The sequence below is a fragment of the Allobosea sp. UC22_33 genome, from assembly GCF_042700715.1.
Taxonomy (GTDB): Bacteria; Pseudomonadota; Alphaproteobacteria; order Rhizobiales; family Beijerinckiaceae; genus Allobosea.
This window is the reverse complement of the sequence record NZ_CP170556.1, coordinates 3483645-3499687: the sequence shown is the minus strand read 5'-3', so window position 1 is coordinate 3499687 and position 16043 is coordinate 3483645. Positions and strand designations below refer to the sequence as shown.

Genomic DNA, 16043 nt, shown 5'->3' with positions numbered 1-16043 from the left:
TAACGAAGCGATGCTGCGCGCGATCATCGAAGAGGTTCTGCTCTTCGTCCTGCCCTTCTGCATCTTCGCAGCCTATCTCGTCATCAACAGGCGCAATCCCTTCGATGTCGAGCACTGGAGCCCGCATATCTTCCGCCTGGCGGTCGTGGGGTTCGTGCTGGCCATCGCCGTGCTGATCTATGGCGGCTTCATCGCGCCCCGCAGCAAGGGCGCCTACGATCCTCCGCATATGGAGAACGGGGTGCTGGTGCCTGGCCGCTTCAAATGATCGTGGAACGCGCCGGCGAGATCGCGCGCTTCCTGGCTCAGCCGGTTCTGGCGCGGCTGTTGCACGCTCTCGACGGTGACGGCGAGGAAACGCGTGTCGTCGGGGGAGCGGTACGCAATCTCCTTATCGGGGAGCCCGCGAGCGATGTCGATCTCGCCACGACTGCGCTCCCGGAGGAGACGATCCGGCGCGGGCGGGCGGCCGGGTTCAAGGCCGTGCCGACCGGAATCGAGCACGGCACGGTGACGCTCGTAGCCGAGGGGACGAGCTTCGAGGTGACGACGCTCCGGCGGGACGTCGAGACGGATGGGCGCCGCGCCAAGGTCGTATTCGGCCGCGATTTCGTGGCCGACGCGCTGCGGCGCGACTTTACCATCAATGCGCTCGGGCTTGGCCGTGACGGCACGCTGCATGATTACTGCGGCGGACTCGACGACTTGGCGCAGCGGCGCGTGCGCTTCATCGGCGACGCCGCCGCGCGCATCCGCGAGGATTATCTGCGCATCCTCCGCTTCTTCCGCTTCCATGCCCGCTATGGAAACGGCGCGCCCGATGCCGAGGGCTTGAGCGCCTGTATCGCCGGCCGCGAGGGGCTCGCTGGATTATCGCGCGAGCGGGTCCGGGCGGAATTGCTGAAGCTTCTCGTTGCGCCCCGCGTCGCGGCCACGATCAGCGCAATGGCCGGCGCCGGGCTCATCATGCCGGTGATCGGCGGCGTGCCGCATCTCTCGCGCTTCGCCGCGATCGCAGGAGATGACGGCGTGGGCGTCCATCCGGCTTTCCGGTTGGCGGCGCTGGCGGTTTCAGTGGGCGAGGATGCATTGCGCCTGCGCGAAGGCTTGCGGCTTTCGAACGAGGAGTTCGACCGGATCGATCGGATCGCACAGGTGCTCGAAGCCTTGGGCGGGCGGGCTGGCCTGCCTGCCATCGCGGCGCTGCGTCACGTTGCCTATGGCGTCGGGAACGAGGCGGCGGCTGCGGGGCTCATCCTGCTCAACGCGTCGGCTGGAAGCGAAGACAGGAGCGAGGTGCAGCGCCTCATCGCCGAACTCGGCAAAACGCCGCCCTTCCTGCCGACGGGGAAGGATGTCATCGGGCGCGGTATCGCGCCCGGACCGAGCGTGGGGCAGGCACTTACGGCGGCCCGGCGGAGCTGGATCGAAGCCGGTTGCCCGGCTTTGGCTGAAGCCCAGTTCGCGTTGCTCGACGCTGCGATCAAGCAAGTAGAGGCCTAGGGCCAGCGCACCGTCGGCGGCATCGAGGACAGGATGGAATCGACATTGCCGCCGGTCTTCAGGCCGAAGATCGTGCCGCGGTCGTAGAACAGGTTGAACTCGACATAGCGGCCGCGGCGGACCTGCTGCTCGTGCCGCTCGGCCTCGCTCCAGGGCTTGCCGAGATTGCGGCGCAGGATCTCGGGATAGCTGCCGAGGAAGGCCTCGCCGACGGCCTGGGTGAAGGCGAAATCGGCTTCGACATCGCCGGTCCAGATGTAGTCGTAGAAGATGCCGCCGATGCCGCGCGGCTCGTTGCGGTGCTTCAGGAAGAAATACTCGTCGCACCAGGTCTTGAAGCGCGGGTAATCCGCCACGGCCGGGAAATTGTCGCAGGGCGCGCGCATTGCGGCGTGGAAAGCCTGCGCATCCGGATCATCCTGGCTTCGGCGCGCGTTCAGAACCGGTGTCAGGTCGGCGCCGCCGCCGAACCACGGCTTGGTCGTGACGACGAGCCGCGTGTTCATGTGCACGGTCGGGGCGTGCGGGTTCCAGGGATGGGCGATCAACGAGATGCCGGTGGCGTGGAAGCGCGGATCCTGCGCCGAGCCGGGAATCTGCCCCGCGAAATCCGGGTGGAAGGTGCCATGCACCGTCGAGACGTGGACGCCGACCTTCTCGAAGACGCGGCCCTTCATGATCGACATGACGCCGCCGCCACCGGGCGCGCCGTCATGGTTGGTGCGCTGCCAGGGCGTGCGGACGAAGCGCCCGGGCTCGTTCGTTTCAGGCGGGAATGGGCCGGCAGCCTCGTCCTCGACCGCCTCGAAGGCAGCGCAGATGCGGTCGCGCAGGCTCTCGAACCAGGCGGCGGCGCGGGGTTTCAGCGCTTCGACGACGGCGGGATCGGCGGGCGGGGCTTCAGCGGGTTTCGAGGTGGTCATCGTCTGTTCCATCGCGGCCCGGAAAGCCGCCTGTCTGTCGCAATGCCTCGCCCATTACCATCGCAGCCGCCAGCGCGACATTGAGCGAGCGCAAATTCGGGCGCATCGGAATATGGAGGCTGGTCTCGGCGGCGGCGTGCACCTCGGCGGTCACGCCGGCCGATTCCCGCCCGACCAGGATGATGTCGCCGGGCTGAAAAACGAAATCGGGCAGGGGTATGGCGCCGTCGGTCTCGGCCAGGATCAGGCGATGGCCTTCTGCCTTGCGCCAACCGTCGAAGGCGGCGAAGGAATCATGGCGCCGGACAGCGGCGCGCTCAAGATAATCCATGCCGGAGCGGCGGAAATGCCGGTCCGAGACGTCGAAGGCGGCGGGTTCGACGATGTCGACGGCGATGCCGAGGCAGGCCGCCATGCGGATCATCGTGCCCGCGTTCTGAGGGATGTCCGGCTGGAAAAGTGCGAGGCGAAGCATGAACCGGTGATGGCGGGTCGGGTCGGGATGCGTCAAGCCTCGGATTTGGCTGCGGCATTGCTTCCTTCGAACGCCAGCCGCGTTGAACCGGGAGAGGCCTTCGGCGGTCGCCGCAGCACCCTCCCGGTTCGTTTGCGCGGATCCTTGCAGGCTCAGTTGATGCCGACGCCGACTCCGACGCCGCCCGAGCCATTGCCGACACCGGCGCCGACGCCGAGGCCGTCTCCGTTGAGGCCAGCACCGACCGCCGCACCAAGCCCGCCGGCGGCACTACCGAGCCCGGCGCCGAGGCCGGCTCCAATGCCGCCGCTGCCAGCGCCGACTCCGGCCGCTGCTCCGACGCCGCCCGACGAGTTGCCGAGACCGGCGCCGGCTCCGGCGCCTATGCCGCCATTGCCGACATTCGCTCCTGCCGCGGCGCCGAGGCCGCCATTTGCGTTGCCGGCACCGGCACCCAACCCGGCACCGATGCCGCCGCCTCCGGCGCCGACGCCGGCCCCTGCGCCAACCCCGCCGTTACCAGCGCCGACATTGGCCCCGGCTCCTGCCGCGAGCCCACCGTTGCCGACTCCGGCGCCTGCACCGGCATTGGCCCCGATGCCGCCTGCATTGGCGCCCAAGCCGAGGGCGAGGCCCAGGAGGCCGCCCGGGCTATTGCCGCCGGGACCTCCAGGATTGCCGGGATTGTTCGGGTTGCCTGGGGTCCCGGGGTTCCCCGGATTTCCTGGGTTTCCCGGGTTTCCCGGGTTTCCCGGATTCCCGGGATTGTTGCTCGCGACATTACGCGAGCCGTTCGCACCGCGGTTGCTCACCGTGGGGCTGTAGGTTGCCGCGAGCTTCAGGCACTTGCTCTTGGCGCTGCCGCGCAGGCCGTCACATCCATCGAATGCGGTATATTCAGCAGCGCTGTTGCAAGCAGCGAGAAGTGTGCAGGCGCTCAACGCGCCGAGTATTTGTAGCCGCATGGCTCTCTCCTTGGCGGGTTAGTCTATGTTGCCGAGAACAGAGTCTGTTGCTTGCGGGTTCCTCTGGAATGACTGCGAAGGATATCAACCGCTATACGACGCCGCGATGATTTTATGATTATTCTATCTTTGTCCCTCGCTCCCGCTCTCAAGCGAGCGGACACTTGGCCTCTGCCCTAATGCCGCCACCGGAGGCGCCTAGCTGCGTCTGCGGTGACACCTGCCCGGCTGCTCCTGACAAGGGGTGGCATGGAGAAAGCCGGTATCCCGAATTGTCGTTTGTTCCGTCCCCTCATTCCCGCTAGCGAAGCAGGCATGTTCGCTCCGCTCTTCCGTTGGCTCGAAAGCCGAATCGACGTCTTTGCTCCCTTCGACGAGCAGGAGACGCCGCCGCGCGGCGTCTGGCCTTTCATGTGGCACCACATCAGGGGTGTGAAGGGCTGGATGGCCCTGATCATGCTGACGGGTCTTGGCTTCAGCGGCATCGAAGCGGCGATGTACCTGATGGTCGGCTGGTTCGTGGATCTGCTCTCGACGCAGTCGCCGGAGACGATCTTCCGCGATCATGGCTGGCTGCTGGCAGGTGCCGCCTTCCTGCTCGTGGTCGTCCGGCCGCTGATCTATTTCGCCAACCACGCCATCGTCGACCAGGTCGTGGTGCCGCAGATCACCAACCAGATCCGCTGGCGCAACCATGTCTACACGCTCGGCCATGCGCTAGGCTATTTCCAGAACGATTTCGCCGGACGCCTGTCGGCTCGCGTCCTCCAGGCCGGGCAATCGATTCGTGGCGCGACGATCGAGGTCATCGACGATCTCTGGTACGCGCTGATCTTCGCGACCGTGGCGATCGGTTTCTTCGGCAAGACGAGCCCTTGGCTAGCGCTGCCGGTGATCCTCTGGCTCGGAGCCTATGTCGCGCTGCTGATCTATTTCGTGCCGCGGGCGAAGCAGCGCTCGGAGGCGAATTCGCTGGGGCGCTCGACCACGACCGGGCGCATCGTCGATTCCTATACGAACATCCTGACGGTGAAGCTGTTCGCGCGGGCCGATGCGGAGCGCTCGGCGGTGCGCGACTCGTTGTCGCGCTGGAACGCTTCCTTCCTCAACCTGTCGCGCCTGATCACGGGCGTCAGCGTCATCCTGCAGACGATGAACAGCCTGCTCGTCGTCGCCACGGCCTGGCTCGCGCTGCTGCTCTGGAGCCAGGGCGAGATGACGCCGGGCGCGGTCGCCGCCGCGATCGGGCTCGTGCTGCGACTGGTGCAGATGTCGGGCTGGCTGATCCATCTGGTGCGCGGCATCTTCGAGAATATCGGCTCGGTGCAGGAGAGCATGGAGACGATCGCCAAGCCGCACGACCTGCCCGATGCGCCAGGCGCGGTGCCGCTCGTCGTCGACAAGGGCGCGATCAGCTTCGAAAAGATCCGCTTCAATTACGGCCGGACGCAGGGCTTGTTCGAAGGGCTCAATCTCCAGATCAAGCCCGGCGAGCGGATCGGGCTGGTCGGTCCGTCGGGGGCCGGCAAGTCGACCCTGGTGAACCTGCTGCTGCGGCTCTATCCGCTCGAAAGCGGGCGCATCCTGATCGACGGGCAGGACATCGCCCATGTCACGCAGGACAGCCTGCGGGCGCAGATCGGCATGGTGACTCAGGACAATTCGCTGCTGCACCGCTCGATCGGCGACAATATCGCCTATGGCCGGATGGGTGCCAGCCAGGCCGAGATCGCGCGCGCGGCCGAGCAGGCCGAGGCGCATGGCTTCATCCTCGGTCTCGGCGATCAGGACGGGCGCCAGGGCTTCGATTCGCGTGTCGGCGAGCGCGGCGTGAAGCTGTCGGGTGGGCAGCGCCAGCGCATCGCCATCGCCCGCGTGCTGCTCAAGGACGCGCCGATCCTGATCCTCGACGAGGCGACGTCGGCGCTCGATTCGGAGGTCGAGGCGGCGATCCAGCAGCAGCTCGCGGCGTTGATGCAGGGCAAGACCGTGATCGCGATCGCGCACCGGCTCTCGACCATCGCCGCGCTCGATCGATTGATTGTGCTCGACCAGGGCCGGATCGCGGATATCGGCAGCCATGACGAGCTGATCGCGCGGGGCGGGCTCTACGCCCGGCTCTGGGCGCGCCAATCGGGCGGTTTCCTCGCCGCCGCCGATCCGGAAAAGCTCGCGGTCTGACGTCGTCGCCGACGGACTGTGCGCCATGCATGGCCGGGGCGTTCGCGACAGTAGACTTCGTCCAATCTGCATGTCAAAGAGCCGAAGGTGACGCACCGCCGCATTGCGGGGGCCGCGGCGCGCCCCTATGAGGGCGACAGGCGACAATTTCGAGCTGTTCCAGCTCGCAAGACGTGTAAGAGGATTGGATCGTGGCGCACGCGACCGATACATCGACCGGAACTACCCGCCGCGATTTCATGATGCTCGCCACCGGCGCATTCGGCGCCGTCGGCGTCGGCGCGCTCGTCGTTCCGCTGATCAGCCAGCTCGCGCCCGACGCGCAGACGGTCGCAGCCGGCGCGCCTGTCGACGTCGACCTCGCGCCCATCGCCGAGGGTCAGGCGATCAAGCTGTTCTGGCGCGGCAAGCCGATCTTCGTGCGCCATCGCACCAAGAAGGAAATCGACGAGGCGCTTGCCGTCGACGTCGCCACCTTGCGCGACCCGCAGACCGACCAGCAGCGCACCAAGGCCGGGCACGAGCAGTTCCTCGTCGTCTTCGGCAACTGCACCCATCTCGGCTGCATTCCGCTGGGCACCGCGCCCGGCGAATCGAAGGGCGATTTCGACGGCTGGTTCTGCCCCTGCCACGGCTCGCACTACGATTCCTCCGGCCGCATCCGCAAGGGCCCGGCGCCGCTCAACCTGCCGGTGCCGCCCTACGCCTTCAACGGCGACACCAAGATCAAGATCGGCTGAGCATGCGCTCGACGCTTTCCTGCCAAGATGAGACAGCCTTGAGGCATTCTTCATGAGTGGTCACAGTTCCTACGTCCCGAAGACCGGCATCGAACGCTGGCTCGACGCGCGCCTGCCGATCATCCGGCTTGCCCATGACTCGGCGGTCTCCTATCCGGTGCCGCGCAACCTGAACTACCTGTGGACCTTCGGTGGCATCCTCGTGTTCATGCTGGTGGCGCAGATCGTCACCGGCATCATCCTGGCGATGCACTACACGGCCAACTCGATGCTCGCCTTCAACTCGGTCGAGCACATCATGCGCGACGTGAACTACGGCTGGCTGTTGCGCTACCTGCACTCCAACGGCGCCTCGATGTTCTTCATCGCCGTCTACGTGCACATCTTCCGCGGGCTTTATTATGGCTCGTACAAGGCGCCGCGCGAGGTGCTCTGGATCCTCGGCGTCGTCATCTTCCTGCTGATGATGGCGACGGCGTTCATGGGCTACGTGCTGCCCTGGGGCCAGATGTCCTTCTGGGGCGCGACCGTCATCACCAACCTGTTCTCGGCGCTGCCGGTGATCGGCGAGACGATCGTCACCTTCCTGTGGGGCGGCTACTCGGTCGACAACCCGACGCTGAACCGCTTCTTCTCGCTGCACTACCTGCTGCCGTTCATGATCTTCGGCGTCGTCGCGCTGCATATCTGGGCGCTGCATGTCGTCGGCCAGAACAACCCGACCGGCGTCGAGGTGAAGAACGTCGCCAAGGACACCGTGCCGTTCACGCCCTACGCGACCGTGAAGGACATCTTCGGCATGGTCGTGTTCATGATCCTGTTCGCCTGGTTCGTGTTCTACCAGCCGAACTTCATGGGCCATGCCGACAACTACATCCCGGCGAACCCGGCCTCGACCCCTGCCCACATCGTTCCGGAATGGTACTTCCTGCCGTTCTACGCGATCCTGCGCGCCATTCCCGACAAGCTCGGCGGCGTCATGGCGATGGGCGCGGCCATCGTGGTGCTGGCCTTCCTGCCCTGGATCGATACCTCCAAGGTCAAGTCGATGAGCTACCGTCCGATCGGGCGCCAGCTGTTCTGGGCCTTCGTCGTGGTCTGCATCGGCCTGGGCTATCTCGGCGCGATGCCGGCGGAGGGCGGCTACGTCATCGCCTCGCAGATCTTCACCGTGCTGTATTTCGGCTTCTTCGTCGCGCTCTTCGTCGTCGGCCTGTTCGAGCGGCCGAAGGCGCTGCCGACCTCGATCGCCGATGCGGTGCTCGCTTCCAAGGGCGGATCGGCGGCGCGTGTCGCGACTGCCGCCGCTGCCGAACCGAACGTCAAGGGCTGACGGAACCATGAGCAGAACCTCGTTTCGTCTCGCCCTGACCGGGCTCACGGCTGCCCTTTCGCTGGTGTTGTTCCAGCCGGCCGCGCAGGCCGCCGAAGCCGGCCCCAAGCCGCCGGCTCTGGACTGGTCCTTCTCCGGCTGGAACGGCAAGTTCGACCGGGCCCAGCTCCAGCGCGGCTTCAAGGTCTACAAGGAAGTCTGCGCGAGCTGCCATGGCGCCAGCCTGGTCTCCTTCCGCAACCTGTCGCAGCCCGGCGGTCCCGAGTTCACGCCCGGACAGGTCGCCGCGCTCGCCGCGACCTATCAGATCAAGGACGGCCCGAACGAGGCCGGCGAGATGTTCGAGCGGCCCGGCCGCCCGGCCGACCGCTTCCCGTCGCCGTTCCCGAACGAGCAGGCGGCCCGTGCGGCCCAGGGCGGCGCCTATCCGCCGGACTTCTCGGTCCTGGCCAAGGCGCGCACCTATACCCGTGGCTTCCCGACCTTCGTGTTCGATATCTTCACGCAGTACCAGGAGCAGGGGCCGGACTACATCCACGCCCTGCTCGTGGGCTACAAGGAGCCGCCGGCAGGCTTCCCCGCGCTGCTGCCCGGGCAGAACTATAACGAGTACATGCCCGGCCATCTGATCGCGATGCCGAAGCCGATTTCGGATGGTCAGGTCGAATATCCGAAGGGTCCGGACGGCAAGTCGCCGGTGCCCGAGACCGTCGACCAGTATGCCCGCGATATCGCCGCCTTCATGGTCTGGATGGCGGAGCCGCATCTCGAGGCGCGCAAGCGCCTGGGCATGCAAGTGATGGCGTTCCTCACCATCTTCGCCTTCCTGCTCTACTACACCAAGAAGAAGGTGTGGTCGCGCATGCCGGACGGCTCGCCGGCCCACTGAGGCAGGCTGGTATCGTTATGGAAAAGGCCCCGGTGACGGGGCCTTTTTCGTTATGAGGCGGTGGTGGCGGGCGTGACCGTCACACGGTTCCCCGCGCTGTCCGCACGTCTTTCGGCCGGGCTTTCACGATCGCATCGTATTGCGACCGTCATCGAAAGATGGTCCTTTCCGCGCCCGTATGTGTTGTCGCATCGAATCCGTCCGAAAAGTGGCTTCCGCTTTTCGGTTCGATGCTCGAAGGAATCGACCATGAGCGAAGCCGTTCTCGGAATCATCGGCGGATCGGGCATCTACGATCTGCCGGGCCTGACCGACCTGCGCGAGGAGCGCATCGACAGCCCCTGGGGCGAGCCTTCGGACGTCTTGCGGATCGGCCGGATCGGCCAGACGAAGATCGTGTTCCTGCCGCGCCACGGGCGAGGCCATTCGATTCCGCCTTCCGAGATCAACTACCGCGCCAATATCGACGTGATGAAGCGGGCGGGGGTAACCGATCTCGTCTCGCTCTCGGCCTGCGGCTCCTACAAGGCCGAGCTCTATCCCGGCCTGTTCGTGCTGGTCGACCAGTTCGTCGACCGGACCAGCCGGCGCGAGAATTCCTTCTTCGGCCGCGGCTGCGTCGCCCATGTCTCCGTCGCCCATCCGGTCGGCCCCGCCCTGCAGGCGCGGATCGCGGCGGCGGCGCAGGCCGAGGAACTGCCCTTCGTGCGCGGCGGAACGCTCGTCACGATGGAGGGCCCGCAATTTTCGACCTATGCGGAATCGATGACCTATCGCGGTCTCGGCTACGACCTGATCGGCATGACGGCGATGCCCGAGGCCAAGCTCGCCCGCGAGGCCGAGATCACCTATGCGACCGTCGCGATGGTGACCGACTACGACTGTTGGCATGAGCTGCATGGCGCGGTCGATGTCGCCTCGGTCATCGCGGTGCTCCACGAGAATGCGGACAAGGCGCGGCGCCTCGTGGCGCGGCTCGCCGCCGATTTCCCGGCGGAGCGCGAGCCATGCCCGGCCGGCTCGCACAATGCGCTCGACAACGCCATCGTGACGGCGCCGGCCTTCCGCGATCCGGCCCTGCTGGCAAAGCTCGACGCCGTCGCCGGGCGCGTGCTCAAGGCGGCGTGATGACGGCGCCCTTGACGAAGCCGGCTCGGCGTCCGACCAAGGCGTCCGCCCTGGCTTCCGAGACTGCGCCCATGAACCTTGCCGACAGCATCCGCGCCATTCCCGACTATCCCCGGCCCGGCATCGTCTTTCGCGACATCACCACGCTGCTCGGCGATGCCAGGGCTTTCCGCCGGGCCGTCGACGAGCTGGTGCAGCCCTTCGCGGGCCTGAAGATCGCCAAGATCGCGGGAATCGAGGCGCGCGGCTTCATCCTGGGCGGGGCTGTCGCGCACCAGCTTTCGGCCGGCTTCGTTCCGGTTCGCAAGAAGGGCAAGCTGCCGCTGGAGACGCTGCGCGCGACCTATGCGCTCGAATACGGCACGGACGAGATCGAGATCCATCGCGACGCGGTGCAGCCGGGCGAGCGCGTCCTGCTGGTCGACGACCTGATCGCCACCGGCGGCACGGCGGAGGCGGCGGTCAACCTGCTCGCAGGGCTCGGGGCCGAGGTCGTGGCGGCCTGTTTCATCGTCGACCTGCCGGAGCTCGGTGGCGCGGACAAGATTCGGCGGCTGGGCGTGCCGGTGCGCACGCTGGTCTCGTTCGGCGGGCATTGAACGGCGAATGAAGATCAGCGGGCAGCACTACCGGACGATCTGGCTTGCGCAGGATGGCTGGCGCGTCGTCGTGATCGACCAGACGCGCCTTCCTTTCCGCTTCGAGACGGTGGCGCTGGGCTCGGCCGAGCAGGCGGCCGATGCGATCCGCAGCATGGTCGTGCGCGGGGCTCCCCTGATCGGTGCAACCGCTGCCTATGGCGTGGCGCTGGCGATGCGGGTGGATGCATCGGATGCGGCCTTGCAGGCGGCGCTCACCCTTCTCGGCGCCACGCGGCCGACCGCCGTCAATCTGCATTGGGCGCTGGAGCGGATGCGTCGTGTCCTTGCTGCGTTACCTCCGGGGGTGCGTGCCGAAACCGCCTATGCGGAAGCTGCGGCGATCTGCGACGAGGATGTCGACTTGTGCCGTGCGATCGGCGAGCACGGCCTGCCGCTGGTTGCGGAGATCGCAGCACGAAAGCCCGCCGGCGCGCCGGTCAACATCCTCACCCATTGCAATGCCGGCTGGCTCGCCACGGTGGATTGGGGCACGGCGCTGGCGCCGATCTACCTCGCGCATGACGCCGGCATTCCCGTCCATGTCTGGGTCGACGAGACCCGGCCCCGCAACCAGGGCGCGGCGCTGACGGCCTATGAGCTCGGCTCCCATGGCGTGCCGCATACGGTGATCACGGACAATGCCGGCGGCCACCTGATGCAGCACGGGCAGGTCGACATGGCGATCGTCGGCACCGACCGGACGACGGCGACCGGCGACGTCGCCAACAAGATCGGGACCTATCTCAAGGCGCTCGCCGCCCATGACAACGGCGTGCCCTTCTACGTCGCGCTGCCGTCGCCGACGATCGACTGGAGCATCCGCGACGGCCTCGCCGATATCCCGATCGAGGAGCGTGCGGCGCGCGAGGTGACGCATCTTTCCGGGCTCGCCGATGACGGCGAGGTCAGGTCCGTGCGCGTCGTCGCGCCGGGCAGCGGCGCGGCGAATCCGGCCTTCGACGTGACGCCGGCGCGGCTGGTCACGGGGCTCATCACCGAGCGCGGCGTCTGCGCGGCCAGCGCCGAGGGCCTCGCGCAACTCTTTCCCGATCTGGCGAACAAGAGCACGACATGACCGAAACGGGGCTGCGGCAAGAGATCGTCTCGGTCGCGCAGGCGATCGACCGGGCGGGATTCTGCCCCTCGAAATCGGGCAATGTCTCGGCGCGTTTCGGCGACGGCCTGCTGATCACGCCGTCGGGCCTGCCCTATGCGCAGACGAAGCCCGAAGACCTGATCCATCTCGGGCTCGATGGCACCGCGCTCGGCGGCAGCCGCAAGCCGTCCTCGGAATGGCCCTTCCATGTCGCGATCTACAAGGCGCGGCCGGATGCGCAGGCGATCGTTCACACCCATTCGCCGCGCGCGACCGCGCTGTCCTGCACGCGGCGCGGCATTCCGGCCTTCCATTACATGATCGCGCTCTGCGGCGGCGGCGATGTGCGCTGCGCCGAATACGCCACCTTCGGTACTCCGGAGCTCGCCGAGAATGCCGTGAAGGCGCTCGACGGGCGCAAGGCGGTGCTGCTGGCCAATCACGGCGTGATCGCGCTCGGCCAGACCCTCGCCGGCGCCCATACCATCGTCGCGGAGGTTGAAAATCTCGCGGGCCAGTATCTCGACATCCTCGCGGCGGGGATCGAGCCGGTGATCCTCGACGCGGCCGAAATGGAGCGCGTCGGCGCCAAATTCGCGGGCTACGGCAAGGTCGGTTGATCTGACCGGTTCGGTCTTACGCACCGTTAAGCACTGCCACCCTAGGGTGGCGCATGATCGTTTCGCGCTACCTGCACGAGTCATTCGATGTGCTGTCGGTCGGCGTCTGCGAGTACGATGCGGAGCATCGTGCCGTCGGCTGGAACCGCACGTTCCTGCATTTCTTCCCCGAAGACGACGGGCTGATCTATCCCGGCGAGCCTTATGTCGACAATCTCCGGCGCTTCTACACGCTGCGGCTCGCGCCCGAGGAGATTCACGACATCGACCGCTACATCGCCGAGGGCATGGCGCGTCACGAGAACCAGACGCAAGCCTTCGAATTCCTGCATAACGGCCGCCGGTTGCGCGCGACCTCGCTGCTGGCGCCCTGTGGGGGCCGTGTCAGGATGTGGCAGATGCTGGAAGCGCCGCGACGCGCCGGTGGGATGGCCGAGGCCATGCTGCCGGCCTTCGAGGCGCTGCGCTTCATTCCGGACGGCGCGATGCTGCTCGATGGCGAGGACCGGATCATCGCCACCAACGACGCCTTCCGCGATCTCTACGACATCCCGGCGGACACGCTGCTCGTCGGCTTGAAGTTCGATGAGATCGTTGCCGAGTGCTGGCGCGGCGTCTCGGCCGTCGCGGGCCTGCGCGCCAGCATCCTGAACGGCCTGCGCTATGACGGGGCGCCCTTCGAGATCGAACTGCCCGGCCAGCGCTGGCGGCGCGTCGTCGCCCGGCACACGCTCGAGGGGCTGAGCTGCTTCATCCATGCCGACACCACGGCGGCGAAGCGCCAGCAGGCGGCGCTGCTCAGCGCACAGGACGCGCTCCGCCAGGCCAATGCCGAGCTGGTGAAGCTCGCGCAGACCGACGGGCTGACCGGGCTAGCCAATCGCCGCCGCTTCATCGAATGCCTCGCCGGCGAGGCAGCACGTACGCAGTCGCTCGCGCTGCTGATCGTCGATGTCGATCATTTCAAGGCGATCAACGACCAGTTCGGCCATGTCGCCGGCGATACCTGCCTGCGTCTGGTGGCACAGGTCATCGACGGTCCGCCGACCGGCGCGGCGCGGCTTGTCGCGCGGCTCGGCGGCGAGGAATTCGGCGTGCTGATCGCGGATGCGACGCCGGGCGAAGCATTGGCCGTCGCCGAGGCGATCCGGCAGGCCTTGGCGCAGGCGCCCTGGCGGGCGGTCGATGCGCAATTGCAGGCTGCCACGGTCTCCATCGGACTATGCTGCGGCCACGGGCCGCTCGACGGCGATGCGCTCTACGCCCATGCCGATGCGGCGCTCTATGCGGCGAAGCGCAATGGACGCGACCGGATCGAGACCGTGCATTTGCCGGCGGCGGCAGGCCTGAAAGCGGGCTGAGTTCAGCCCGGCTTGCGCTCGACGAACACGCAGCCGTCGAAGCTGAAGATCTCTTCGCCGTGCTGGTTCACCCCGGTGTTGCGGTGGAAGAACAGGCCCCATTGCGGGCGCGAGGCGCTCTCGCGCTTGTCCACCACCTGCGAATGATAGGTGATGCGGTCCCCAGCGAAGACCGGCTTCGTCCAGCGCAGGTTCTTGAAACCGGGGGAGGGGCCGAGGCGTGCGACGCGGTCCGGCGCCGCTGCGAGCTGGCTCTTGCGGTGCTGGACCATGCAGGCCATCCAGACGGCCGCGGTGTGCCAGCCGGAGGCGGCAAGGCGGCCGAAGGAGCTGTCCCGCGCCGCTGCCTCGTCCATGTGGAAGGGCTGCGGATCGAAGCTGCGGGCGAAGGCGACGATCTCTTCGGGAGTGAAGACGAAGCTGCCGAGCTCGTGGCTGTCGCCGATCGACAGCTCTTCAAAAAAGCGCGTCGGTCCCGGCGGCTCGGCGGGCCCTTCCAGCGCGCTCTCGACGGCCGGGCGCTCGTAGATCGGCGCATGGTCGAGCCAGGGACCGGCCGGGTGGGTGCCGACGCCGGAGCCCCTGCGGCCGAACATGATCCAGTTGGTCTGCTCGAGAATGGGCTCGTCGCGCTGGTTCAGGAGTTCGAGCCTGAAGCGGACGAGACCCATCTCCGGACGCGAGCGCGAGGCCTTGCTCTCTAGCACGGTGCGGCGGGCGCTGACGCTGTCGCCGGGGAGGAGGGGGCGCAGCCACTTCACCTCCTCGATGCCCGGCGCGCCCATGCTGGCGGCATCGAGCAGGAAATCCTCGGCCATCAGGCGCATCAGCAGCGCGCAGCTGTGCCAGCCCGAGCCGATCAGGCGGCCGACGAAGCTCGTCTTGGCGGCTTCAGGGTCGACATGGAAATCCTGCGCGTCATAGCGCGAGGCGAAGGCGATGATGTCGTCCTGCGAGACGTCGAGGCTGCGCGAACGTGCGCTCTGGCCCGGGACGAAATCCTCGAAATACGACATCGCCGGCTTTCTCAGTTCGCGAAGCGGAAATGCAGCACGTCGCCGTCGGCGACGACGTATTCCTTGCCCTCAAGCCGGAACTTGCCGGCCTCGCGCGCGCCGGCCTCGCCCTTGTTGGCGATGTAGTCCTCGTAGGCGATGGTCTCGGCGCGGATATAGCCCTTCTCGAAATCGGTATGGATCACGCCGGCGGCCTGCGGCCCCTTGGTGCCCTTCTCGATCGTCCAGGCGCGAGCCTCCTTCGGGCCGACGGTGAAATAGGTGACGAGATGGAGCAGCGCGTAGCCGGCGCGGATCACGCGGTTCAGGCCGGGCTCGTCGAGGCCGACGGCCTCCAGATAATCCTTCTGGTCGGCGGCCGGGAGCACGGCGATCTCGCTCTCGATCTTTGCCGAGACCACGACGGCGACAGCATTCTCTTCCGCCGCGCGGGCCTTCACCTGTTCGGAGAAGGCGTTGCCCTTATCGGCGGCGGCTTCCTCGACATTGCAGACATAGAGTACGGGCTTGGATGAGAGCAGGCCCAGCGTCTCGAAGGCCTTGCGATCGTCGGCGGCGACCTGGACGAGGCGAGCAGGCTTGCCCTCGCGCAGCAGGGCGAGGCAGCGGTTCATCAGATCCGCGAGTTCCTTGGCCTCCTTGTCACCGGTCTTGGCCTTCTTCTCAAGCGGCAGGACGCGCTTCTCGAGGCTTTCGAGATCGGCCAGCATCAGCTCCGTCTCGATGATCTCGATGTCGTTGATCGGGGCGACCTTGCCCTCGACATGGGTGATGTCGCCATCCTCGAAGCAGCGCACGACATGGGCGATGGCGTCGCATTCGCGGATATTGGCGAGGAACTGGTTGCCCAGCCCTTCGCCGCGCGAGGCGCCGCGCACCAGGCCGGCAATGTCGACGAAGGTCAGCCGCGTCGGGATGATCTCCTTGGAGCCGGCGATCGCCGCGAGCTTCTCCAGCCGCTCGTCGGGCACCGCGACGTCACCGACATTCGGCTCGATCGTGCAGAACGGGTAGTTCGCGGCTTGCGCCGCGGCCGTCTGCGTCAGCGCGTTGAAGAGGGTCGACTTGCCGACATTCGGCAGCCCGACGATACCGCATTTGAAGCCCATGATCGTCCGTTCCGTTGCCCGTGGCGGATTGTTGCCGCCGGGCGTGAAGCTTTGAAAGTTGCG

The 16043-nt window shown here is 67.0% G+C and carries 16 protein-coding genes; 11 read left to right on the top strand and 5 right to left on the bottom strand.

The features are described from left to right. Positions 1 to 10: 10 nt before the first annotated feature. Both ACFJGT_RS16955 and ACFJGT_RS16950 read left to right on the top strand, forming a co-directional pair. Positions 11 to 268, top strand: coding sequence for a DUF6111 family protein (locus ACFJGT_RS16955; protein ID WP_377839876.1), 258 nt, complete (start codon positions 11 to 13; stop codon positions 266 to 268). Then, positions 265 to 1503 carry a CCA tRNA nucleotidyltransferase gene (locus ACFJGT_RS16950; RefSeq protein ID WP_377839873.1) on the top strand — a complete coding sequence of 413 codons (1239 nt, stop codon included), beginning with the start codon at positions 265 to 267 and terminating at the stop codon, positions 1501 to 1503. The genes ACFJGT_RS16955 and ACFJGT_RS16950 overlap by 4 nt, the downstream gene beginning before the upstream one ends. On the opposite strand, the gene hemF is transcribed toward ACFJGT_RS16950, so the two are convergent. The 3 genes from hemF to ACFJGT_RS16935 all read right to left on the bottom strand — a co-directional run bounded on the left by hemF (position 1500) and on the right by ACFJGT_RS16935 (position 3521). Then, positions 1500 to 2426 carry an oxygen-dependent coproporphyrinogen oxidase gene (gene hemF / locus ACFJGT_RS16945; RefSeq protein ID WP_377839867.1) on the bottom strand — a complete coding sequence of 309 codons (927 nt, stop codon included), beginning with the start codon at positions 2424 to 2426 and terminating at the stop codon, positions 1500 to 1502. The genes ACFJGT_RS16950 and hemF overlap by 4 nt on opposite strands. Beyond that, entirely contained in the window at positions 2404 to 2901 is a 498-nt protein-coding gene (locus ACFJGT_RS16940) for a tRNA (cytidine(34)-2'-O)-methyltransferase (protein WP_377839864.1), read from the bottom strand. The genes hemF and ACFJGT_RS16940 overlap by 23 nt, the downstream gene beginning before the upstream one ends. 152 nt (positions 2902 to 3053) lie before the next feature. Continuing rightward, a complete protein-coding gene (locus ACFJGT_RS16935) occupies positions 3054 to 3521 on the bottom strand; it encodes a hypothetical protein (RefSeq protein ID WP_377839861.1) in 468 nt (155 codons plus the stop codon). Positions 3522 to 4181: 660 nt separating this feature from the next. Between ACFJGT_RS16935 and ACFJGT_RS16930 the strand changes: the two genes are divergently transcribed. The 9 genes from ACFJGT_RS16930 (at position 4182) to ACFJGT_RS16890 (ending at position 13855) form a co-directional block, all read left to right on the top strand. Beyond that, entirely contained in the window at positions 4182 to 6047 is a 1866-nt protein-coding gene (locus tag ACFJGT_RS16930) for an ABC transporter ATP-binding protein (protein ID WP_377839857.1), read from the top strand. A gap of 191 nt (positions 6048 to 6238) precedes the next feature. Further along, positions 6239 to 6787, top strand: coding sequence for a ubiquinol-cytochrome c reductase iron-sulfur subunit (gene petA / locus ACFJGT_RS16925; protein WP_377839853.1), 549 nt, complete (start codon positions 6239 to 6241; stop codon positions 6785 to 6787). A 52-nt stretch (positions 6788 to 6839) separates the two neighbouring features. Beyond that, positions 6840 to 8120: a cytochrome bc complex cytochrome b subunit gene (locus ACFJGT_RS16920; protein WP_377839850.1), complete on the top strand. Its 1281-nt coding sequence runs from the start codon at positions 6840 to 6842 to the stop codon at positions 8118 to 8120. A 7-nt stretch (positions 8121 to 8127) separates the two neighbouring features. Then, positions 8128 to 9009, top strand: a complete 882-nt coding sequence (locus ACFJGT_RS16915; RefSeq protein WP_377839847.1) for a cytochrome c1 — start codon at positions 8128 to 8130, stop codon at positions 9007 to 9009. 249 nt (positions 9010 to 9258) lie between these two features. Further along, positions 9259 to 10137 (top strand): S-methyl-5'-thioadenosine phosphorylase, encoded by an 879-nt coding sequence (locus ACFJGT_RS16910; protein ID WP_377839843.1) that lies wholly within the window; start codon positions 9259 to 9261, stop codon positions 10135 to 10137. A gap of 71 nt (positions 10138 to 10208) precedes the next feature. Continuing rightward, entirely contained in the window at positions 10209 to 10736 is a 528-nt protein-coding gene (locus ACFJGT_RS16905; RefSeq protein WP_061970256.1) for an adenine phosphoribosyltransferase, read from the top strand. A 7-nt stretch (positions 10737 to 10743) separates the two neighbouring features. After that, entirely contained in the window at positions 10744 to 11853 is a 1110-nt protein-coding gene (gene mtnA, locus ACFJGT_RS16900; RefSeq protein WP_377839838.1) for an S-methyl-5-thioribose-1-phosphate isomerase, read from the top strand. Further along, the gene (locus ACFJGT_RS16895) at positions 11850 to 12494 is read left to right on the top strand and encodes a class II aldolase/adducin family protein (RefSeq protein WP_377839835.1); all 645 of its coding nucleotides are present in this window, start codon (positions 11850 to 11852) and stop codon (positions 12492 to 12494) included. The genes mtnA and ACFJGT_RS16895 overlap by 4 nt, the downstream gene beginning before the upstream one ends. Before the next feature lie 53 nt (positions 12495 to 12547). After that, a complete protein-coding gene (locus ACFJGT_RS16890) occupies positions 12548 to 13855 on the top strand; it encodes a diguanylate cyclase (RefSeq protein ID WP_377839834.1) in 1308 nt (435 codons plus the stop codon). A 2-nt stretch (positions 13856 to 13857) separates the two neighbouring features. Here ACFJGT_RS16890 and ACFJGT_RS16885 read toward each other — a convergent pair whose 3' ends face one another. Further along, positions 13858 to 14871, bottom strand: coding sequence for a MaoC family dehydratase (locus tag ACFJGT_RS16885; protein WP_377839831.1), 1014 nt, complete (start codon positions 14869 to 14871; stop codon positions 13858 to 13860). Between the two features lie 11 nt (positions 14872 to 14882). Then, the gene (gene ychF / locus ACFJGT_RS16880; RefSeq protein ID WP_377839828.1) at positions 14883 to 15980 is read right to left on the bottom strand and encodes a redox-regulated ATPase YchF; all 1098 of its coding nucleotides are present in this window, start codon (positions 15978 to 15980) and stop codon (positions 14883 to 14885) included. Positions 15981 to 16043: the final 63 nt, after the last annotated feature.

Coding starts and splice junctions, on each gene's coding strand:
- ychF (WP_377839828.1), bottom strand. CDS start 15,980: ATGGGCTTCAAATGCGGTATCGTCGGGCTGCCGAATGTCGGCAAGTCG.
- ACFJGT_RS16905 (WP_061970256.1), top strand. CDS start 10,209: ATGAACCTTGCCGACAGCATCCGCGCCATTCCCGACTATCCCCGGCCC.
- ACFJGT_RS16930 (WP_377839857.1), top strand. CDS start 4,182: ATGTTCGCTCCGCTCTTCCGTTGGCTCGAAAGCCGAATCGACGTCTTT.
- ACFJGT_RS16940 (WP_377839864.1), bottom strand. CDS start 2,901: ATGCTTCGCCTCGCACTTTTCCAGCCGGACATCCCTCAGAACGCGGGC.
- hemF (WP_377839867.1), bottom strand. CDS start 2,426: ATGACCACCTCGAAACCCGCTGAAGCCCCGCCCGCCGATCCCGCCGTC.
- ACFJGT_RS16910 (WP_377839843.1), top strand. CDS start 9,259: ATGAGCGAAGCCGTTCTCGGAATCATCGGCGGATCGGGCATCTACGAT.
- ACFJGT_RS16895 (WP_377839835.1), top strand. CDS start 11,850: ATGACCGAAACGGGGCTGCGGCAAGAGATCGTCTCGGTCGCGCAGGCG.
- ACFJGT_RS16915 (WP_377839847.1), top strand. CDS start 8,128: ATGAGCAGAACCTCGTTTCGTCTCGCCCTGACCGGGCTCACGGCTGCC.
- ACFJGT_RS16920 (WP_377839850.1), top strand. CDS start 6,840: ATGAGTGGTCACAGTTCCTACGTCCCGAAGACCGGCATCGAACGCTGG.
- ACFJGT_RS16890 (WP_377839834.1), top strand. CDS start 12,548: ATGATCGTTTCGCGCTACCTGCACGAGTCATTCGATGTGCTGTCGGTC.
- ACFJGT_RS16955 (WP_377839876.1), top strand. CDS start 11: ATGCTGCGCGCGATCATCGAAGAGGTTCTGCTCTTCGTCCTGCCCTTC.
- mtnA (WP_377839838.1), top strand. CDS start 10,744: ATGAAGATCAGCGGGCAGCACTACCGGACGATCTGGCTTGCGCAGGAT.
- ACFJGT_RS16885 (WP_377839831.1), bottom strand. CDS start 14,871: ATGTCGTATTTCGAGGATTTCGTCCCGGGCCAGAGCGCACGTTCGCGC.
- ACFJGT_RS16950 (WP_377839873.1), top strand. CDS start 265: ATGATCGTGGAACGCGCCGGCGAGATCGCGCGCTTCCTGGCTCAGCCG.